Genomic DNA, 22010 nt, shown 5'->3' on the forward strand with positions numbered 1-22010 from the left:
ACATGTTGTGTTCGGTTTAAATAAGTTTAGTATATCTGGTGTTTAATGCTTGATTTTTATTTCCTGTACTGTAAAATAAAACTATCGAATAAAGTTGGTCAGAAAAAAGTTGTCAATCATGACGAAACTATATATTGTGTCTAAAAAAACGCTTAATCACCTGAAAGAGGAGAGTTTAAAATGGAAAAAACAGTTATTGTGTATTCAAAACCAAACTGCATGCAGTGCAATTTCACGAAGAAATTTCTGGAAGATAAGGGCATTCCTTACCAGATAAAAGATATCGAAGAAAACAAAGAAGCAGTCAACGAAGTGAAAAGTTTAGGATTCAGCTCACTTCCTGTTGTCATTGCTGAAGGATTAGAAGCCTTCCACGGTTTCCGACCAGATTTATTAAACAGACTGGCATAACTATGTTAGTCGTTTATATATCATTAACCGGACAGACCAGAAAATTTGTCAAGAAATTAAATATGGATTTGCTGGAGTTGAATCCGGCAAATCCTTTTATTGAGATAAATCAGCCATTCATCATTGTAACTCCGACCTATGACGGAGAAGTGAAGGAATGCCTGGAAGATTTTCTGGAGACAGGACAGAACAGACAGTTTGCAAGAGGAGTAGCTGGAGGCGGCAACCTTAATTTTGGACAGCTCTATGTGTCTACAGCTAAAACACTCTCTGAGGTGTACGATATTCCTCTGCTTCATCAATTTGAATTTCAGGGAACGGATGAAGATGTACGTATTTTGAAGAAAGCGGTGAACAATCTTGACGACCACAAGTAAAGTAAAAGTAGAACCCAAAGAAACAACGTATTTTCAGCTGAATAATCAAATCAACCGACCGGTAAACAACCAGATTCCTCTCCATAAGGATCAGGAAGCAGTTAAAGCTTACTTTAACGAACATGTAAATCCGAATACGGTTCAGTTTGAGACAGTTGCCGAGAAAATTACTTACCTAGTTGAACACGATTTTATTGAAGAAGACTTTATTAAGAAGTATTCACAAGCATTCATTACTGAACTATTTGAAGACCTGTATAAAAAAGAATTCCGTTTTCGCTCCTTTATGGGCGCTTATAAATTCTATACCCAGTATGCTCTGAAAACAGATGACGGTGCGCGTTATCTGGAGCGTTTTGAAGACAGAATAGCTTTTAACGCTTTGTTTCTGGCAGATGGCAACGAAGAACTGGCAAGTAAAATTGCTGAGGAAATCATCAATCAGCGTTATCAGCCTGCCACACCGACTTTTTTAAATGCAGGTCGCAAGCGCAGAGGCGAGCTCGTTTCCTGCTTCCTCGTTCAGGCAACGGATGACATGAATAGTATTGGCCGGGTCATCAATTCAGCTCTCCAGCTGTCACGTATTGGCGGAGGTGTTGGAGTGAACCTGTCAAACCTCAGAGCTGCAGGGGATCCGATTAAAAAAATCGAGAATGCATCAAGTGGCGTTTTACCTGTCATGAAGCTTCTGGAAGACAGTTTTAGTTACTCCAATCAGCTTGGACAACGTAACGGTGCAGGAGCTGTGTATCTGAACATTTTCCATCCGGATATTTACCGTTTCTTATCAACTAAAAAAGAGAATGCAGATGAAAAAGTCCGTGTGAAGACGTTGTCTTTAGGCGTTGTCGTACCGGATAAGTTTTACGAACTCGCTGCCCGTAACGAAGACATGTATCTCTTTAGTCCGTATGACGTTGAACGCATTTATGGCGAACCTTTTGCTTACATTGATATTACGGAAGAGTACGACAACTTAGTAGCTAATCCGGAAATCAAGAAAACAAAAGTTAACGCAAGAGAGCTGGAAAATGAACTGTCCAAGCTCCAGCAGGAATCCGGCTATCCGTATATCATTAATATCGATACTGCTAATAAAGAAAATCCGGTTCACGGCACAATCACGATGAGTAATCTCTGCAGTGAGATTCTTCAGATTCAGGAACCGTCTGTCATCAAAGATAATCAGGAATATGACGTACTGGGAACTGATATTAGTTGTAACCTCGGATCGACCAATATTGTCAACTTGATGAATACGCCTGATTTTGGACAGTCAATTGATACAATGGTCCGTGCTCTGACTTACGTGACAGACAAATCAAGCATTGAAGCCGTGCCGACCGTTAAAAATGGAAACGACAAGTATCATACGATTGGTCTGGGAGCGATGGGACTGCACACCTTCTTCGCCTTGAACCAGATGGACTACGGCTCACCTGAGTCCATTGAATTTACGGATGCTTACTTTATGCTGCTGAATTTCTATACACTGAAAGCCAGCAACAAGATGGCTAAAGAGCGGGGCCAGACTTTCCACAATTTTGAAAAATCATCTTATGCTGACGGCAGTTATTTTGACCGTTACACAGAAAAGACTTTTTCATTCGACTATGATAAAGTTGCTCAGATCTTCGAGGAACGCGGCATTGCTGTACCGTCTCAGGATGACTGGCTGCAGCTGAAAGAAGAGGTCAAGACTTACGGCTTGTATCACCAGAACAGACTGGCTGTGGCACCGACCGGATCCATCAGCTATGTCAATGAAACATCAGCAAGCATTCATCCGATTACGCGTTTAGTAGAAGAAAGACAGGAGAAGCTGACAGGGAAGACTTACTATCCTGCACCTTATCTGTCCAACGAAACGATGCCGTACTATGTCAGTGCCTATGATATGGATATGCGTAAAGTCATTGATGTGTATGCCGCTGCTCAGAAACACGTGGACCAGGGCATGAGCCTGACACTGTTTATGCGCTCGGCTATTCCGGAAGACCTGTATGACTGGAAAGAAGGTCGAACCAATAAGCAGACGACACGCGATTTGACGATTCTGAGGCATTATGCCCATAAAAAAGGCATCAAATCAATTTACTATATCAGAACCTTTACAGATGATCAGGAAGAAATTGGTGCGAACGCCTGCGAAAGTTGTACGATTTAAGCTTTCTGCATTGAGCATAAAAAGCGTCAGTTGAATGAAGGAGAGTTTAAAGTGACCGAAACATATAAAGCGATCAACTGGAATCGCATCGAAGACATGATTGATAAACTGACTTGGGAAAAGCTGGTTGAACAGTTCTGGACTGATACACGTATTCCTTTGTCCAATGACTTGAGCGACTGGAATAAACTGTCCCTTGAAGAAAAAGATATGATTGCAAAAGTATTTGGAGGCTTGACTCTTCTGGATACACTGCAGTCACAGGACGGAATTGAAGCGCTGAAAAAGAGCAGCCGGACCCAGCACGAAGAAGCGGTATACAACAATATCGAGTTTATGGAATCCATGCACGCCAAAAGTTACAGCGCCATTTTCAGTACCCTGAATACGAAATCTGAAATTGACGATATTTTTGACTGGACACACAGCAACCCGATGCTCCAGAAAAAAGCGCAGATTATCAATGCGATTTATCAGGATGGAACAGAACTTCAGAAAAAAGTAGCCAGTGTCTTTCTGGAATCCTTCCTTTTCTATTCAGGCTTTTATGCGCCGCTGCGTTACCTGGGTAACAGTAAGCTGACCAATGTGGCTGAGATTATTAAGCTGATTTTACGTGACGAGTCTGTTCATGGCACGTATATCGGTTATAAGTTTCAGATTGGCTTTGAACAGCTGACAGAGGCTGAACAAGAAGAACTGAAAAACTGGACTTATGAATTGCTCTTTAAGCTATATGAAAATGAAACAGAATATACAAGCTATTTATATGATTCAATCGGCTGGACAGACAGTGTGGGGGTATTCCTTCGCTATAACGCGAATAAAGCTCTGCAGAATTTAGGCTTTGACCCGCTGTTTCCTGACACGGCTGAAGATGTCGATCCGATTATCATGAACGGTATTTCGACTGGGACCAGTAACCATGATTTCTTCTCGCAGGTTGGTAACGGCTACCTTGTTGGGATGGTTGAATCGATGGATGACAGTGATTACGAAAAATGGTTAAGTTAACATAATTGGATAGGGCGTCGCTACGTTCAGGCGCCTTCACTCTATCCATACATAAATAGATTCACAATGCTTTTTTTTAAGAACGCTTGTGAATGTTTGAATAAGCGAGCGAAACTACTAAAACCTATAAGGACGGTGTTTCTTATGCAAAATGTTAAATGGAATGACCAGGAAATCAGAAAAAATAACGAAAATGTTATCAATAATGAGCTGGACCAGGTTCAGAAACGAGACGGACGCCTGCAGAAGTACAACCGCAAGAAAATAACGGAAGCTCTATTTCAGGCCGTTGAGCAGTTGGATCTGAATTATTCGATTGACGATTTAAAAGCGATTGCATACGATGTGGAACTGCTGATAGTTGAAAAGAAACCAAGCCAGATTGACACAAAAGACATTGATTTATATGTATTAAGTGTTTTGAAAGAAAACAACTTCGAGGATTTAGCCGAGGGCTACATTCAAAGGCGGGAAGAAAAAGAAAAAGAACGGGAAACAAGACGTGACGTTAATGCGATGATTCAAAGTCTTTTACAGAAAGAAAAATCAATCGTCAACGAAAATGCCAATAAAGACAGTAAAGTCTTCAATACGCAAAGAGATCTGACAGCAGGCATAGTAGGCAAGGCGCTGGGGCTGAAGATGTTGCCGGCTCACGTGGCCAATGCCCATGAAAAAGGGGAAATTCATTATCATGATCTGGACTACACACCATATGCACCGATGAGTAACTGCTGTCTGATTGACTTCAAGCACATGTTTGAGGAAGGCTTTCAGATTGGAAATGCCGAAGTAGATTCACCTAAGTCTATCCAGACGGCTGCGGCTCAGACCGCACAGATTATTGCCAATGTGGCATCCAGTCAGTACGGCGGCTGCAGTTTTGACCGCATTGATGAAGTGCTGGCTCCCTATGCTGAACGCAATTACCAAAAACACATGAATACGGCAAAAGAATGGATTGACGGTGAAGACAAGCAGCAGGCCTTTGCAAAAGAAAAGACGAAAAAAGATATTTATGACGCGATGCAGAGTCTGGAGTACGAAATCAACACCCTATACACATCACAAGGGCAGACACCTTTTACCAGCTTGGGCTTTGGACTGGGAACCAATTGGATTGAGAGAGAAATTCAAAAAGCCATTTTGAAAGTGCGCATTAATGGTTTGGGTAAAGAAAGACGCACGGCTATTTTTCCTAAACTGATTTTCACACTGAAGCGCGGCTTGAACCTGAATGCAGCTGATCCGAATTATGATATCAAAAAACTCGCTCTGGAGTGTTCAACTAAGCGGATGTATCCGGATGTTTTGAGTTACGACAAACTGGTCGACATTACAGGCAGTTTTAAAACACCGATGGGTTGCCGCTCTTTCCTTCAAGGCTGGCAGGATGAGCAAGGTAATGATGTATCTGCCGGACGAATGAATCTGGGTGTCGTGACGTTAAATGTGCCGCGTATTGCCATCGAAGCAAAAGGCAGCACGGAACGATTCAACGCCCTCCTGAAAGAGCGTCTGCGTCTGCTGAAGGATGCGCTGTTGTTTAAAGCGAACCGAGTAATGGAGGCAGAACCGTCCAATGCGCCTATTTTGTACATGCATGGCGCTTTCGGGAAACGTCTATCTAAAGATGACAAAGTATCTGATTTGTTTTTAAATAAGCGTGCCACCGTTTCACTGGGGTATATCGGCCTGTACGAAGCGGCTGCGACATTCTTCGGACCGGACTGGGAAACAAATGAACAGGCGAAACAGTTCACCCTGGATATCATGAAAGAACTCAAGACCCATGCGGATCAGTGGGGGAACGAGAGCGGCATTCATGTCTCTGTCTACTCCACACCAAGCGAAAGCTTAACTGACCGCTTCTGTAAGCTTGATTCAGATAAATTCGGGATTATTAAAGACATCACCGACAAAGGCTACTACACAAACAGTTTCCATTATGATGTCAGGAAAAATCCGACACCTTTTGAAAAGCTGGACTTTGAAAAAGATTACCCTAAATTTACAGGCGGCGGCTTTATCCATTACTGTGAGTACCCTAAACTGCAGACCAATCCGAAAGCACTGGAAGCTGTGTGGGACTATGCTTACGACCGTGTGGGCTATCTGGGAACAAACACACCAATTGACCGCTGTTACGAGTGCGATTTTGAAGGTGACTTCAAGCCGACCGAAAATGGCTTTGAGTGCCCGGGCTGCGGCAATACGAATCCGGAAACCTGTGATGTCGTCAAGCGAACCTGCGGCTACCTTGGTAATCCGCAGAAGCGTCCAATGGTTGATGGCCGCCACAAGGAAATCTCATCACGCGTCAAACACATAAAAGGGACTGATTAATATGCCAGTTGATCCAATTGCATGGACAACAGACCGATTCAGTAAAAACTATGTCGCCGACTATAAACCTTATAACTTTGTGGACGGAGAAGGGGTCAGGTGCAGCATTTATGTCAGCGGCTGCCCCTTTGCCTGCAAAGGCTGCTACAATAAAGCGGCGCAGGACTTCAGTTACGGATCGCCTTATTCCAGGGAGCTTGAAAGCCAGATTATTAAAGACATGCGGGCCGACTACTGTCAGGGCCTGACTTTGTTGGGTGGGGAACCCTTTTTAAACACCGGCGTGACCGTGCCTTTATGCCTGGAAGTTCGGGAAACATTCGGCTGGACGAAAGATATCTGGTCCTGGACCGGCTACACCTGGGAAGAGTTGATGGATGGAACAGACGACAAGAAGAGACTATTGGCACTCATCGACGTGTTAGTAGACGGACGATTCGAGCAGGACAAGATGGATTTGAACCTTGCTTTCAGAGGCAGTTCCAATCAGCGAATTATTGACGTGCAGAAATCACTTGAGCAGGAGACAGTCGTTTTGTGGAAAGTGGGAGAGTATAAATAAAAGACTTCAAGAAGGTCGACTTCAATTCAGTCACCTTCTTGAAGTCTTTTTTCTTATGTTACTAGGTTAGTTGAGGTGTTTTGTCGTGCTAATGATATGCTTAAGGTTGTTAAAGCTTGGAGTGTGCTGTGTAGATAGGTGAGTGGTTGACGACTACGGTAGACTGGGTGAGAAAAAGAGGGTGAGTTAACCGAAGTTTGACTATCTTCGGCAGACTCCAGAATAATAGGGTGCGAGCTGACCGAAGTGGGTACTGCTTTGGCAAACTCCAGAAAAAAAAGAGTACGAGTTAACCGAAGTCCGCACTTCTTGGGTAAGCTCAGAGAGAAAGGGAGACGAATTTACCGAAGTTTCATTATCTTTGGCAGACTCGAATATAAAGAACTCTGAGTTTGCTGAAGACCAATCAACTTCGGCGGACTCTGAGCGAAAATGTAATGAGTTAACCAAAGACAGGACTACTTCGGCAGTCTCCAGGAAAAAACGTTTTGAGTTAACCGAAGCAGCAAAAAAACCAGCCAGTGTTTCTCAAATTCAGGAGCAGGAGGCAGCAAATTAGGTGTTTTAGAGAAATTATGGTATACTATAAGGACGTTGAAGATAAATATGAAATATTATATAAACACGTTTTAACGAAGTTTATTCGCACTGGCGCAGCTATGGAGCTGTAAGGACACGATAGAGGTAGGGATTGTGTCGTTTAAATGAGAAACTTAGTAATATAGATATGAATAGAAAATAACCAGCAATTTGCTTTACAAATATTTATGTTTAACCAGAAAGCCACTCACTTTTGAGTGGCTTTTGTCAATTCTACGGCTAAAAAGAATACTTAAAGTGCAGTACATATAACTACCAAAGCACAAAGCCAGTCTTTTTAAAGTGGATAGAAATGATGGCCATCATTTCTTCCTTATTAGAATCTTGAAAAACCGATTATTTATGCACTTAATTTTTGGTATACTGGAACTAATCAATTGATAAAGGAAGAAGTCAGTGAATATAGAATTAAAAGGTGACGAACGCATCGATCAGCTGATGCAGTTTAATCTGGAAATCATTCAGAGTCCGTCAGTGTTCTCGTTTTCTCTCGATGCGGTTCTGCTGGGCGATTTTGCTAATGTTCCGAAGCACAACCGGGCAAAGGTAGTGGATTTATGTTCCGGAAACGGTGCGGTGGCTTTGATGCTCAGTCAGAAAACAACTAGTCCGGTGACGGCAGTGGAAATTCAGGAGCGTCTGGTGGATATGGCGGAGCGTAGTATTGAGTTGAATGAGCTAACAGACCGCGTACAGATGATTCATGCGGACGTCAATCACGTAACCGAACACATAAGAAAAGACTCTGTCGATGTCATCACGTGTAACCCGCCGTATTTCACCGTGTCGGATGACAGCAGAAAAAATCCTAATGAACATCTGGCGATTGCCAGGCACGAGCTGCACCTGACATTGAAGGAGCTCATGGCAGAAACAGCCGGCTTGCTGAAAACAAAAGGAAAGGCTTACTTTGTGCACAGACCGGAGCGGTTTCTGGAAATCATGGACGCGATGCGGGAAGTGGACCTGGCTCCCAAGCGGATTCGGTTTGTCTACCCAAAAGCCGACCGGGAAGCCAATATGCTGCTGATAGAAGGCATCAAACAAGGTAAGGAAAATGGCCTGAAAATATTACCGCCGCTTTATGTATTTGACGAGCAGGGCGAGTATTTTCCGGAAGTGAGAAGGATGATTTACGGCGATGACGGCACCGACGACTAAAGCCAGCTTTTTTTATGTCCTGCACTGCAAAGACGGGACCTTTTATGGCGGCTACACAACAGATTTAATGAGACGCCTCGATGAACATAACCGGGGAGTGGGCGCGAAATACACCCGCCCTCAAAGAAGACGTCCACTGAAAATGATCTATGCGGAATCATTTGAATCAAGAAGCGCAGCAACTAAAGCGGAAGCGGCGTTTAAAAAACTGAAGCGCAAGCAGAAAGAACAGTATCTAAAACAATATGGTGTCCACAAGCCATACGGAAAACGGACGGATTGTGTAATCAGAAAGGGGAGCGAGACAGATGGTGAACACGCAGAAGAGTTTTGAAGAAAGAGAACAGGGGATCTTATACTTAGTTCCAACCCCCATCGGTAATTTAGATGATATGACATTTCGAGCGGTGGTCGTCTTGAAAGAAGTAGACTTTATTGCTTCAGAAGATACAAGAAACACCCAGAAACTGCTGAACCATTTTGAGATTGAAACACATCAACTGAGTTATCACGAGCACAACTCCAAAGAACGGACACCCCAGCTGGTAGAGAAGATGCTGGACGGGGAATCCATTGCCCAGGTCAGTGATGCAGGCATGCCGTCCATTAGTGATCCTGGAGTTGATCTGGTAAAAGCTGCTTTGGAAGCTGGCATAGCGGTTGTACCTTTACCGGGACCGAACGCCGCACTGACAGCCTTAATTGCGTCCGGCCTGGCCCCACAGCCTTTTTATTTCTACGGCTTCCTGCCAAGGAAAAAGAAAGAACTGGTTGAACAACTAAATGAATGCAATAAGCGGGAAGAAACGCTGATTTTTTATGAATCCCCGCACCGTATCAAAAAAGTGGTTGAACAGATGGTGGCGGTGTTCGGCCCAGAAAGACAGCTCGTCTTAGCCAGAGAAGTGACGAAGCGCTTTGAAGAATTTATCCGAGGCAGTGCTCAGGAAGTCTACGACTGGCTGAGTGAAGAGCAGATCAGAGGCGAGTTTGTACTGATTGCCGAAGGTAACGATGAAGCGGAAGCTGAAATTCAGGAAACATGGGAGCATTTAAGTCTCAAAGAACACGTTGACTTCATGATTGAAGAACACCATCTACCAAGTAAAAAAGCAATAAAGGAAGTCGCTCTACTGAGAGATTTGCCCAAACGCGAAGTATATGCTGCTTACCACGAAATTAATGGATAAAAACTTATTGGAGGAGGATATAAGATGCCCAAAAGATTAGTAGTTTTATCTACCCTGTTACTTAGTTTAGGACTCAGTGCCTGTCAGGGAGACACTGAAGAGACCATGACGGAGGACGAGGTTAATGAAACCGCCGTTCTTGATACCGCCAGTGCTGATTCAGCTGAAGATGACGAGCTGTCTGATGACTCGGAGGCTGAACTAGCTGAAGAAGCCGAGACGAATGAAGAAAGTGATTATGATAAAAATGAAGCGCTTGAGGAATTGCTGACCCGGGCGGAAAAGGAATACGAAGCAGAACACTTTGACGCAGCTGCCGGAACCTTGAGCAAGCTTTTTCAATACGATTTAAGTGACGCCAGCGACCTGGCTGAAAAAGCAGAAAATTTACAGGCATCTATCCAGTCTGTTCAAGCTTCCAATGCCAGCAGCACTAACCAGGAATCAGCTTATAAAGAAGAGCGGCAGTCAGCGATTTTAGCTGAAGAGTATTTAACTGCCACTGGTCAGTCTATTGAAACGGCTTCGGATGAAGACTTGTCGGCCTGGCTGAGTGAAAAAGAAGCAGAAAAGGATGCAGAAAACAGCGAGAGAGACTGGACAAAAGAAGAGGCAGAAAATTATGCCTTTGACCAGCTGATTCTTTTGGAAGAACTGAGCTATGAAAATTACTTCTTTTTTGTCAATATGACAACAGACGATTGGGTCCAGCTTGAAGCAAGAGAAGCAGTCGAGCAGGATGGCGTCACGTGGTCAAACCTGATTGGTCTATACCGCTACAACGTGTCCACCGATGAATTGCAGAAGCTGGATGCGGTAACGGGAGAATATGAAACAATTATAAATCCTTCTTAGTTGAGTTTTTCAAAGCAAGTAAGATAAACTATCAGAGAAGGAGTGAAGAACGTGTCGAAACTATTATTAAGCTTTAGCGAATTAAAAGAAGAGCATTTGAAAGACTTAAAAGAATTGTCAGCTGATTATAAGGTGATTTATTCTGTGGAGGAAGCCTCGGCAGTGGAGGATATCGAAATCGTTTACGGCTGGAACAAGGAAGAGGGAACCAAGCTACTGGAAAATCCAAAGATGAATGTGAAATGGATTCAGCTGACTTCCTCGGGTGTCGACTATATGGATCTGGATTTACTGAAAAAACATGACATCACTTTGACCAATGCTAGCGGCATACACAGTTACGCCATATCAGAATCAATTTTTGGCATGCTGTTGAGTCACTCAAGAGGCATCGGCTACTCAATTAAAATGCAGATGCAGAGTAAATGGGATGAGGTTGAGAAAGCGTTTGAGCTGAATCAGCGGACAATGGCCATCGTTGGGGCTGGAGAAATCGGCCGACAGACTGGAAAGTTGGCGAAGGCATTCGGTATGAAAACCATTGGTGTCAATCGTTCCGGCAGACCGGTAGACTATATGGATGAACAGTTTACACAGGACAAGCTAGCTGAAGCGCTGGCCAATGCTGATGTCGTCGTGAATATTTTGCCGCTGACTGATGAAACGAAAGAATTGTTTGACCTGGACTTATTCAAGACAATGAAGCAGTCATCCGTATTTATCAATGTCGGAAGAGGATCGACAGTGGTGACAGATGATTTGCTGCAAGCGCTTGATGAAGGATTTATTTCCTTTGCCGCCTTGGATGTGGTTCACCAGGAACCGCTGCCGACGGACCACCCGATTTATCAAAGAGACGATGTCTTGCTGACCCCGCATATTTCAGGGACCCTTGAAGATTATGCCGAGAGTGCGTTTCAGCTGTTTAGAGAGAATTTCGAAGAGTACGCTGAACAACAATCTGTTTCAAAAAATGTTGTGGACTACGCGTCCGGTTATTAAAATGCACCCTTCTAGCTGCTGAGCAGTTGAGAAGGGTTTTTTCATGAGATGAGAGCTGGAGATAATCATACTTCCTGCTATGTTTATAAAATGAAGAACGATTATAAGGAGGATAATCGTTCTTCACGCAGGCATTCAAAACTGAAAGATGATTAAATTGAGATAATCGTCTTTCGATTTAAAAATGTAAGCTGAACAATGATTAACTAGCCGATAATCATCTTTCACACGAAAAATGGAAGCTGAACAATGATTAAACTATTTATTACTTACAAATAAATCCTATCAGTATAATCGAATGATGCTGTTTCAAGCCGATAAATGAGAAGGAACAGTTAATAGATTAAAATATACTGAAAAAACTCTCACTTTTTCTGAAAAATTATGCTATACTCATTCCTAGAAGTCTTTTTTTTGATGTGATAGTGACATCGTGTCATATCGAAGACTCGTCATACTTTATAAGGGGAGATTCATTAATGTCAGAACAATTACTTAAACGATCCGAAGTGTCAGAAGATTTGAAATGGGACCTGTCCGCCATTTTTGAAACTAAGGAAGCATTCGAACAAACAGCTGAACAGCTACCGAAAGATGTTGCGGCTTTTTCAGCGAAATACGATGGCAACTTAAGCGATTCGGATACCGTCGTACAAGCGATTAAAGATTACGAGAAATTGGTAGCGACTGCCTCACACTTAGGACAGTATGGTCATTTGCCGGTTTCCGTTGATATCTCAGACAGCGAAGCACAGCAGGTCACCCGTCACGTATCTAATGTACTTGCCGGAGTAGGGGCGAAACTGAGTTTTTTCCAGTCTCAAGTTGAAGACTTAGAAGAAAGCACACTAAACGAAGTCGTTGAAAAAGAACCAACCTTTGAAGCCTATGTTCGTAAAATCAAAAAGTCCAAGCAGGCTAAACTGGATCCGAAAGTCGAAGAAGCGCTGGCACAGCTGTCACCGGTCTTTGACTCGCCGGCTGAAATTTTTGAACAGGCTCGCTCAAATGATGCCGATTACGGAACTTTTGAAGTGGACGGCAAAGAATACCCGCTGAGCTTTGTCCTTTATGAAGAAGTCTATATGTATCACGAAGATCCAAAAATCCGTCGTGCGGCTTACGACAAATTTAACGACGTGCTTGGCCGCTATAAAAACGTTGTAGCGACCGCTTACTATACGCACCTTCAGAAAGAAAAAACCATTTCTGACATGCGCGGCTATGATTCTATTTTTGACTATTTACTGGAAAGTCAGGAAGTCGATCAGGAACTGTACCACCGCCAGATTGATACCATCATGAACGACTTTGCGCCGGTCATGCGCAAGTTCATCACGCACCTGAAGGATGTGCATGGACTGGATAAAATGACCTATGCCGATCTGAAAGTTGACTTGGATCCCGAGCACACCATGCCGGTGACCATTGAAGAGTCTAAAGATCTGGTGAAAGACGCACTGGCTCCACTGGGACAGGATTATGTTGATTTAATGCTTCGTTCGTATCCGGAACGCTGGGTGGACTTTGCTCAAAATATTGGGAAACGCTCCGGTGCGTTCTGCTCAACCACTTACGGCAAACATCCGTATGTCATGGTAACCTGGACAGGTCAATTGACCGATGCCTATACGCTGTTTCATGAACTCGGTCATGCCGGTCAAGGGGTATTGTCTAACGAAAATAATCCACTGACCAGCGCGCGTCCGTCTCTTTATTTGATTGAAGGACCGTCAACCTTTAACGAACTGCTGTTGACAGATTACTTGAAAAACAAGACAGACGATCCGCGTACGGAACGTTCAGTATTATCTAAAATGATTTCCCGCACTTATTTCCATAACTTCGTCACGCACCTCTTGGAAGCAGCTTATCAGCGTGAAGTCTACCGTCTAATTGACGCCGGCAAGAGTTTTGACGCCAACAAGCTGAGCGAGCTGAAAAAAGACGTGCTCGAACAGTTCTGGGGCGATGCAGTTGAATTGGAGCCGGGAGCGGAACTGACATGGATGCGTCAGATTCACTACTACATGGGCTTGTATCCGTACACCTATTCTGCCGGACTGACCATTGCGACTCAGGCCTTCCTGAAAATCAAGAGCGGCGAAGAAAAAGTCGACGGCTGGCTGGAATTCCTGGCACTAGGCGGACAGAAAGTTCCTGCTGAAGCACCAAAAGTAGCCGGAGTGGATATTACTACAGACAAGCCTCTGAAAGATACCATCAATTATCTGGACGAGTCTGTTGACCGCATCATCGAACTGACGGGACAACTGAATAAATAATTAGACTGTCTGCCCACGAAATGTGGCACGATCCAGTCGCGACCAGAGCGGATTTATTTCTGCTCTGGTTTTTTTATTCAAGATAAAGAATACATAATGTATGTAAACTGTTTAAAAAGTTCGTTTTGAGTCTAATTTGCGTTTTTTATACAAAAAAAATAAATATTTTGTGTTGACAAAGCATAAGGGGTGTTGTAGACTACTAACAACATCACAGAACAAGAGAGTAAGTGAGTGAATCATTCCAGCGAGTCAGCACAGAGTGGAAGGCTGACATGACCCACCACCGAAACGAGCTTGTGAGATGCTTTTCAGAAATAGGGTAGAAGACCTTAAGTCGAAAAGCCGTTTGCAGCGTTAATGCGATGAGTTGGTAGACCCATGCTTTTTATATTCCAAGGAGTCTGCAGTTAGAGTGGTACCGCGATGAAGTCGTCTCTGTGTAAAAACAGAAGGCGTTTTTTTTATACTCAAAAATCGGATGAAGCACAAAAGGAGAATGATTTATGACTAATAAAACTTATAAAAAAATTGTACTGGCGTATTCCGGAGGACTCGACACATCGGTAATCATACACTGGCTCAAAGAAAATTACGGAAGTGAAATTATTGCAGTAACGGCAAATGTTGGACAGGAAGATGAACTCGAAGGACTGGAAGAAAAAGCATTGAAAACAGGAGCGTCCAAGTTTTATCAGGCAGATATTGAAGATGATTTTGTCTATGATTCTATTTTCCCGACGTTGAAAGCCGGAGCCATTTACGAAAATAAATACCTGCTGGGAACAGCAACGGCTCGTCCAATCATCGCTAAGGCATTGGTGGATATTGCCAAGCAAGAAGGAGCAGACGCTATCTGTCATGGCTGTACAGGAAAAGGAAACGATCAAGTTCGTTTTGAAATGGGCATCAAGGCTCTGGCACCGGAACTGGACATTATCGCACCGTGGAGAACGTGGGAGATTACATCCCGTGAAGAAGCCATTGATTACGCGGAAAAGCATGAAATTCCTCTGAAAATATCACGTGAAACCAATTACTCAAAAGACAAGAACTTGTGGCACTTATCCCATGAGGGACTGGACCTTGAGAATCCATTAAATGAACCGAAGTATGATTCCATTCTGGAAATGAGTGTCTCACCAGAACAGGCACCCGATGAAGCCACCATGGTCAGCATTACTTTTGAAGAAGGCATTCCAGTTGCTTTAAACGGTAAGGAGATGGATGGGGTGAGCTTGATTAAAGAGCTCAACCAGATCGGCGGATCGAACGCCATCGGTATTCAGGACATTATTGAAAATCGTCTGGTCGGCATGAAGAGCCGTGGCGTCTATGAAACACCAGGTGGCACCCTGCTTTATTTTGCCCACGAGCAGCTTGAAATGATTACTTTGGACAAAGAAACCCTTCAGTACAAGCAGGAGCTGGCACAGAAATATGCCAACCTGATCTACAACGGCCAGTACTTTACACCCCTTAAACAAGCTTTGGATTCCTTTGTCGACGAAACGCAGAAAACCGTCAGCGGCACCGTCAAGCTAAAGCTGTACAAGGGAAATATGGTTGTTTCAAGTGTTGAGTCGCCATACAGCCTTTATTCAGAAGCCTTTGCGACCTTTGACGAGGATGATGTCTACAACCAGAATGATGCAGCAGGCTTTATCAATCTCTTCGGCCTTTCCAGCGTGATTCATGCTGAGATGAAGCAAAAAATTCAGTTCGGCAAACTTGCAGATAAAAACTTCAAGATGAATTACGAAGGAATGAGAGCATGAAGAAAAAAGTGTGGCAAGGACGTTTTTCCGGAAACAGTGCAAAAGAAGTGGATGTTTTCAATTCCTCCATCAGTTTTGACTATGTTCTGTTTGAAGAAGACATCACCGGAAGCATCGCCCATGCCAGAATGCTGGCCAAGCAGGCAATTATTTCAAAGCAAGATGCCGAAAGTATTGTAGAGGGGCTGGAAAGTATTCTGATGGACCTGAAAGAAGGGTCACTGGCTTTTGACCCGGATGCGGAAGACATTCATATGTTTGTTGAAAGTGTGCTCACTGAAAGGATTGGGGAACCGGCCAAACGACTGCACACGGGTAGAAGCCGAAATGATCAGGTGGCACTTGATTTGAGAATGTATGTAAAAAAGCAGCTCACAGAAGTCAGCCAGCAGCTGCTGCAGTTTGAAGAAGTTTTAATTAAGCAGGCTGAAGAGAACTTGACTACCATCATGCCTGGTTATACGCATCTGCAGATTGCCCAGCCGGTTACTTTCGCTCATCATTTAATGGCTTATGCTCAAATGATAAAAAGAGACATGAAGAGACTGGAAGAAGTGATGGAGCATACCGATTCGATGCCGCTGGGTAATGGGGCATTGGCAGGAACGACGTACTCGCTGGACCGTCAGTTTGTAGCTGACGAATTAGGATTCAAGTCCGTTACTGAAAACAGTCTGGACGGGGTGTCCGACAGAGACTTTGCCATCGATGCGGCTTATGCTCTCAGTATGATAATGATGCATCTATCCCGCTTGTCTGAAGAAGTTATTCTGTGGTGCTCGCAGGAATTTCATTTTGTGGAACTGGAAGACGCCTTTGCGACTGGTTCCTCCATCATGCCGCAAAAGAAAAATCCCGATGTGGCCGAACTGGTTCGCGGGAAGACAGGACGTGCTTACGGAAATCTGCAGACGCTGCTGACCATGATGAAAGGAACGCCGCTTGCTTACAATAAAGATATGCAGGAAGATAAGGAAGCCCTGTTTGATAGTATGTCAACAGTCAAATTAGCCTTGTCGGCAATGATTCCGATGGTGGAAACGATGACGGCGAACAAAGAACGCATGCGAGAAGCGGCAGCCAAAGGTTTTATCAACGCCACAGATTGCGCAGATTACTTGACCAAAAAGGGTGTGCCGTTTCGTGAAGCATACGGTGTGATTGGTCAGCTCGTTCAGACCTGCATAGAAAAAGATTTGACACTGGAAGACGTGCCGCTTGAAATGTACCAGTCTCTGCATGAGTTGTTCGAGGAAGACATTTATGAAGCCATCAGCCTGGAAAACTGTGTGACCGAACGCAGCATCCAGGGTGGTCCGGCGCCCGAAGCTGTCCAGCAACAGATTCAAGACCTCAAGAGTGAGCTGGATTTGTCTTAGCACACTACACTCAATAAAAATGGAGTTCAGCTGATATTTTTCAGCCTGAACTCCATTTTTGTCTGATTTGCTTTAGTTTATGCATACATTCAACTCCGTGAACTCAAGCAGTCAAGTAACTGATGAAGTTCAGCTACTAATTAGACAGCTGAACTTCATCAGTAAAATAAAAAAGAAAAATCTGGCATGCCAGATTCTCCCATTAACGTTCTTTATTCAACTGTTACGAACTTACACCCAGTGAAGTCTGCGCCGCATGCATGCCAGCAACGCGACCGGTAATGAAGGCACCAGTAATGTTGTAGCCTCCTGTATAGCCGTTGTAATCTAATATTTCACCCGTAAAGTACAGGTTATTCATCAGTTTGCTTTCAAGTGTTTTTGGATTGACTTCTTTCGTATTGACGCCGCCTCCGGTTACAAAGGCTTTTTCGATTGGAAGTGATCCGTGGACATTGAAGCGGAAATCTTTCAAAAATTCAATAACTGTCTCAATTTCTTTTGGCGTTAAGGTCTTAAATGCACGCTCACTATCGATTCCTGCCTGTTCAAGCCCGAAAAGAATGTAGCGCTCGGGTCCAAACTGCTTGAGTGTGTTCTTAACGCTTTTTTCGCCTTCGTGTTTCATCAGCCGTTCAAGAGACTGCTTCAAAGAACCGACCGTTTCGTCAGGCACAGTGTCCAGGCTCATCACGGCGTGGTCAGTCTTGTCCCGTTTCATTGTCTGCAGGATAAACATGGAGCAACGCAAGACGGCCGGTCCGGAAATCCCAAAGTGGGTAAAAATCATATCCATGCGGTGGCTAATCACTGCCTTGCCTTTTTTGTTCAGGACTTTCAAGTCGGCATCACGCAGAGAAATCCCCTGAAGCGTGCGGTCTAAAATAAAGGGTTCTTCGGAAGTGATTGGTACTTCAGTCGGGTACAAGTCTTTTATAGTGTGTCCCGCTTTTTTTGCCCATTTATAGCCGTCACCGGTTGAGCCGGTTTTCGGCATGGCACGACCACCAGTGGATAAGATGACTGATTTAGCTGACAAGGTCCGTCCGTCTTCCAGCTCGACCCCAGCGGCAGCCCCGTCTTTGTAAATAACCGTTTTGACCGGTGCATTGGTATGCACATCAATCTTGGCCTCTTCCATAATTTGAATCAGTGCGTTGACGATGGTACGTGATTTATCCGTTGTCGGAAACATACGCCCGTGATCTTCTTCTTTCAGTTTAATGCCTTTGGACTGAAAAAAATTCATAATGTCGTAGTTGTCATACTGGTAGAAGGCACTGTAAAGAAAACGCCCGTTCCCAGGAATGTGTGAAATAATTTCTTCTTTATCACGATTATTGGTTACATTACAGCGTCCGTTGCCTGTGACCAGAAGCTTTCGGCCAACAAATTTATTCTTTTCAACGACTGCAACTTTTGCCCCGTGTTCAGATGCTGAAATGGCAGCCATCATGCCGCTTGTTCCCCCACCGACAACGAGTACATCATAGTGTGTCATGTGTGTTCCTCTTTTCTTTCTAAGCCTATATCTTTGACACTTTACCATATTAAGTGAGGGCAATCTATGTTCTGAAGCAATCCTAATAAAAATTTTACCTTTTTGCTTGTATGTAATGGATTACATTCTATAGAGTTAAGGAGTAGATGAAATTCAGATTTAACAGGAGGAATGACAATGGGATTTAGAAAAGATTTCTTATGGGGTGGCGCTACGGCGGCAAACCAGCTTGAAGGTGGCTATGATAAAGGTGGACGGGGACTGGCCAACGTGGATGTGGTGCCAATCGGAGAAGACCGTCCGGCGATTATTACAGGCCAGAAAAAGCACTTTGATTTTGACGATGAGCATTTTTATCCAGCTAAGGAAGCCATCGATCATTATACCCGTTACAAGGAAGATATTGCACTCTTTGGAAAAATGGGCTTCAAGACATACCGCTTGTCGATTGCCTGGACACGCATTTTCCCTAAAGGAGACGAGTCCGAACCGAATGAAGAAGGCTTGAAATTCTACGAAGACCTCTTCAAAGAGTGTCACAAACACGGCATTGAACCACTCGTAACGATTACACACTTTGACTGCCCAATGCATTTAATTGAAGAATATGGCGGCTGGCGTAATCGTAAAATGGTCGATTTTTACGAAAACTTAACACGTACACTCTTCACTCGTTACAAAGGCTTGGTTAAATACTGGCTGACCTTCAACGAAATTAATATGATTCTGCATGCACCCTTTATGGGAGCCGGTCTGGCTTTTGAAGAAGGCGAAAATCAGAAACAGGTTAAATTCCAGGCAGCGCATCACGAACTGTTAGCCAGTGCTTTGGCGACAAAAATTGCCCATGAAGTTGACCCGGAAAACCAAGTCGGCTGTATGTTGGCGGCTGGAAAATACTATCCGAATACACCGCATCCAAGAGACGTACTGGCAGCACAGCAGGCTGACCGTGAAAATTATTTCTTCATTGATGTACAGTCACGCGGCGAGTATCCTGCTTATGCATTGAAAGAGCTTGAACGCGAAGGTATTGAACTTCAAATGGAAGATGGCGACAAGGAACTGCTTAAAGAGCATACCGTCGACTTTATTTCATTCTCCTACTACTCATCCCGAGTGGCCTCAGGTGATCCGAAAGTCAATGAGAAAACAGCCGGGAATATCTTTGCTTCTGTTAAGAACCCGTATCTTGAAGCAAGCGAATGGGGCTGGCAGATAGATCCACTTGGTCTGCGTGTGACGATGAACGAAATTTATGACCGCTACCAGAAGCCATTATTTATAGTAGAAAACGGACTGGGTGCCATTGACCAGCCGGACGAAAACGGTTATGTGGAAGATGACTACCGTATTGATTATCTGTCTGCGCATATTGATGCAATGAAAGATGCCGTGGAGCTGGATGGTGTGGACTTGATGGGCTATACGTCTTGGGGTTGTATCGACCTCGTGAGTGCCGGAACCGGCGAAATGAAAAAACGTTACGGCTTCATTTACGTTGACCGTGATAACGAAGGAAACGGTACACTTGAACGCACACCGAAAAAATCTTTCCACTGGTACAAAAAAGTAATTGAAACCAACGGTGAAGACTTAAGTAACGATTAAGATTAATAATGAGTATGAGAAGAAGTTCCCTGTCGATTAGCTGGCAGGGGCTTTTTTTGTCTGTCTGTAAAAAAAATGGGTATAATGGGACTAGATAAAAACGGCAACGAAAGTGGAGGAGAATAGAAAATGACAACACTAAGAAAGTTGACGAGCGAGGATTTTGAGGAAGCATACCAGTTAAACCTGTATGCCTTTCATTTTAAACACACAACTGAAAGCAAAGAAAGAATGCAGAAGGAGTTCGATTATGGTCATGCTTTAGGGTCCTTTTCTGAGAATCAGTTGACCAGTTCGCTTATACTGTTTCCCTTTGAAGTCTATTATCACGGACAAGTGTTTAAAATGGGCGGCATAGGTAATGTCACCAGCTACCCGGAAGTAAGAGGGCAGGGCCATATCCGCCAATTGATGACCACCAACTTAAAAGAAATGAAAGAACGTGGAATGGTCCTTTCCTACCTGGCACCCTTTTCCTATAACTTTTACCGTAAATTTGGTTATGAAGTGACGTTTGAAGAACGCCAGTATACCATCAAGCCGGAAGATTTTGGTTCCTTCAAGTCACCTGAACAGACGGTCAAAAGAGTCAGCTGGGAAGATCAGAAAGAAGCCATTAAAGCTATTTATGATGAAAAAATGAAACAGTCTACAGGCCCTTTAAAAAGAAGCGACTGGATTTGGGACAATCGGATTATGGTATCGGATAAGAAGAATCTGGCACTCTATCAGGACGAAAAAGGCGTTCCGAAAGGCTACATTCATTATGAGTTTTCAGGAGAAAATCTGAACCATTTTGAGATTAACGAACTAATAGCACTGACAGGTGATGCTGAAAAGGCTCTGTGGGAATTTATTGCGTCACACGCTGCCGGCTTCGAAAAATTTACCTTTATCGCGCGTTCAAATCAAAAGGTTGCGCACCTCTTTCGAGAAGCAGACCTCACGCAGAAAATGGTATCGGGCATGATGGCTCGCATTGTAGATATGAAAAACTTTTTGAAGCAGTTTCCATTTAAAAGAATAGAAAAACAGACATTCTATTTAAATGTCACGGATGACACAGCAGAATGGAACGACAAAGTATTTAAGCTGGTACTTAACGAAGGAAACAGTAGTGTAACGACAGTTGATGAGCCAGAAGACAAAAGTTTTTATATGAAAGCCAGCATTCAGATCTGGACGCAGCTATTTATGCAGTATAAAAAAGCAGCTGACTTAGAGTTTGAGGGTTCGCTTGATTGCACAAAGGAAGCAGCTCAAACATTGCAGAGACTCCTGCCAGAAGGTGTTCCTGAGCTGCATGACTTCTTTTAACTGTGGTCGGTTAAAGTTAAACTTATTATGATGATAACCTTTAATGCCTGAATTACAAATGCTGTTGGGTATTGGAATCACAAAAAACGTACATGTTACAATAAGAATAATCATTATATTTAGGGGAGGATACTATTGAATCCAGAAAAATTACCTAGTAGAAAGTATATCGATAGCATTATAAAAAAAGAACTTTTATTGGCCTTAAGAGAACTTGGTGGGGTAGCGTCCAGGAATGAAATTAAAAAGGAACTAAAAACCTCATCTGAAAGAATACCTGAAGAGTACATTGATTTTGTTAAAATTTCAGATAAAGGAAATAAGCCTGAATTATTCATACCTCTAAATGTGGATAACTATTTCTATTAAACTCACTGCTTTTTTAGACATTTTTAAGTATTAACTGTCTATCATGCCACTTTATATCCTTCTCGATTAGATCGAAAACAAA

At 43.5% G+C, this 22010-nt stretch carries 18 protein-coding genes and 1 other annotated feature; of the genes, 17 read left to right on the top strand and 1 reads right to left on the bottom strand.

Features of this window, described 5'->3' with window-relative positions; translation table 11 throughout:
- Positions 1–180 precede the first annotated feature (180 nt).
- The 14 genes from nrdH (at position 181) to argH (ending at position 17130) form a co-directional block, all read left to right on the top strand.
- Complete coding sequence (gene nrdH, locus ACYVLS_RS00865) at positions 181–411, top strand: glutaredoxin-like protein NrdH (RefSeq protein ID WP_460320145.1); 231 nt, start codon at positions 181–183, stop codon at positions 409–411.
- A 2-nt stretch (positions 412–413) separates the two neighbouring features.
- The gene (nrdI, locus tag ACYVLS_RS00870; RefSeq protein WP_460320147.1) at positions 414–788 is read left to right on the top strand and encodes a class Ib ribonucleoside-diphosphate reductase assembly flavoprotein NrdI; all 375 of its coding nucleotides are present in this window, start codon (positions 414–416) and stop codon (positions 786–788) included.
- On the top strand, positions 772–2958 hold the full coding sequence (gene nrdE / locus ACYVLS_RS00875) for a class 1b ribonucleoside-diphosphate reductase subunit alpha (RefSeq protein WP_460320150.1): 2187 nt from the start codon (positions 772–774) through the stop codon (positions 2956–2958). Before nrdI ends, nrdE begins: the two co-directional genes overlap by 17 nt.
- Before the next feature lie 51 nt (positions 2959–3009).
- Positions 3010–3972: a class 1b ribonucleoside-diphosphate reductase subunit beta gene (nrdF, locus tag ACYVLS_RS00880; RefSeq protein WP_460320152.1), complete on the top strand. Its 963-nt coding sequence runs from the start codon at positions 3010–3012 to the stop codon at positions 3970–3972.
- 144 nt (positions 3973–4116) lie between these two features.
- Positions 4117–6318: an anaerobic ribonucleoside-triphosphate reductase gene (gene nrdD / locus ACYVLS_RS00885; RefSeq protein WP_460320155.1), complete on the top strand. Its 2202-nt coding sequence runs from the start codon at positions 4117–4119 to the stop codon at positions 6316–6318.
- Between the two features lies 1 nt (position 6319).
- Complete coding sequence (gene nrdG / locus ACYVLS_RS00890; RefSeq protein WP_460320157.1) at positions 6320–6880, top strand: anaerobic ribonucleoside-triphosphate reductase activating protein; 561 nt, start codon at positions 6320–6322, stop codon at positions 6878–6880.
- Positions 6881–7918: 1038 nt separating this feature from the next.
- Positions 7919–8641 carry a tRNA1(Val) (adenine(37)-N6)-methyltransferase gene (locus ACYVLS_RS00895; protein ID WP_460320181.1) on the top strand — a complete coding sequence of 241 codons (723 nt, stop codon included), beginning with the start codon at positions 7919–7921 and terminating at the stop codon, positions 8639–8641.
- Entirely contained in the window at positions 8622–8975 is a 354-nt protein-coding gene (locus ACYVLS_RS00900; RefSeq protein WP_460320159.1) for a GIY-YIG nuclease family protein, read from the top strand. The genes ACYVLS_RS00895 and ACYVLS_RS00900 overlap by 20 nt, the downstream gene beginning before the upstream one ends.
- A complete protein-coding gene (gene rsmI / locus ACYVLS_RS00905) occupies positions 8953–9831 on the top strand; it encodes a 16S rRNA (cytidine(1402)-2'-O)-methyltransferase (RefSeq protein WP_460320183.1) in 879 nt (292 codons plus the stop codon). Before ACYVLS_RS00900 ends, rsmI begins: the two co-directional genes overlap by 23 nt.
- Before the next feature lie 24 nt (positions 9832–9855).
- Positions 9856–10686: a hypothetical protein gene (locus ACYVLS_RS00910; protein WP_460320161.1), complete on the top strand. Its 831-nt coding sequence runs from the start codon at positions 9856–9858 to the stop codon at positions 10684–10686.
- Between the two features lie 51 nt (positions 10687–10737).
- A complete protein-coding gene (locus ACYVLS_RS00915; protein ID WP_460320163.1) occupies positions 10738–11688 on the top strand; it encodes a phosphoglycerate dehydrogenase in 951 nt (316 codons plus the stop codon).
- Positions 11689–12167: 479 nt separating this feature from the next.
- Entirely contained in the window at positions 12168–13973 is a 1806-nt protein-coding gene (gene pepF / locus ACYVLS_RS00920; RefSeq protein WP_460320165.1) for an oligoendopeptidase F, read from the top strand.
- 205 nt (positions 13974–14178) lie between these two features.
- Positions 14179–14416, top strand: a binding site (T-box leader).
- 63 nt (positions 14417–14479) lie between these two features.
- Positions 14480–15751, top strand: a complete 1272-nt coding sequence (locus ACYVLS_RS00925) for an argininosuccinate synthase (RefSeq protein WP_460320167.1) — start codon at positions 14480–14482, stop codon at positions 15749–15751.
- On the top strand, positions 15748–17130 hold the full coding sequence (gene argH / locus ACYVLS_RS00930; RefSeq protein WP_460320169.1) for an argininosuccinate lyase: 1383 nt from the start codon (positions 15748–15750) through the stop codon (positions 17128–17130). The genes ACYVLS_RS00925 and argH overlap by 4 nt, the downstream gene beginning before the upstream one ends.
- A gap of 223 nt (positions 17131–17353) precedes the next feature.
- On the opposite strand, the gene ACYVLS_RS00935 is transcribed toward argH, so the two are convergent.
- Positions 17354–18631 carry a BaiN/RdsA family NAD(P)/FAD-dependent oxidoreductase gene (locus ACYVLS_RS00935; RefSeq protein ID WP_460320171.1) on the bottom strand — a complete coding sequence of 426 codons (1278 nt, stop codon included), beginning with the start codon at positions 18629–18631 and terminating at the stop codon, positions 17354–17356.
- Positions 18632–18808: 177 nt separating this feature from the next.
- Between ACYVLS_RS00935 and ACYVLS_RS00940 the strand changes: the two genes are divergently transcribed.
- The 3 genes from ACYVLS_RS00940 to ACYVLS_RS00950 all read left to right on the top strand — a co-directional run bounded on the left by ACYVLS_RS00940 (position 18809) and on the right by ACYVLS_RS00950 (position 21928).
- A complete protein-coding gene (locus tag ACYVLS_RS00940; protein WP_460320174.1) occupies positions 18809–20242 on the top strand; it encodes a 6-phospho-beta-glucosidase in 1434 nt (477 codons plus the stop codon).
- A 129-nt stretch (positions 20243–20371) separates the two neighbouring features.
- Entirely contained in the window at positions 20372–21559 is a 1188-nt protein-coding gene (locus ACYVLS_RS00945; protein ID WP_460320176.1) for a GNAT family N-acetyltransferase, read from the top strand.
- Between the two features lie 135 nt (positions 21560–21694).
- Positions 21695–21928 carry a hypothetical protein gene (locus tag ACYVLS_RS00950; RefSeq protein ID WP_460320178.1) on the top strand — a complete coding sequence of 78 codons (234 nt, stop codon included), beginning with the start codon at positions 21695–21697 and terminating at the stop codon, positions 21926–21928.
- Positions 21929–22010: the final 82 nt, after the last annotated feature.

This window comes from Alkalibacterium psychrotolerans (assembly GCF_054784355.1).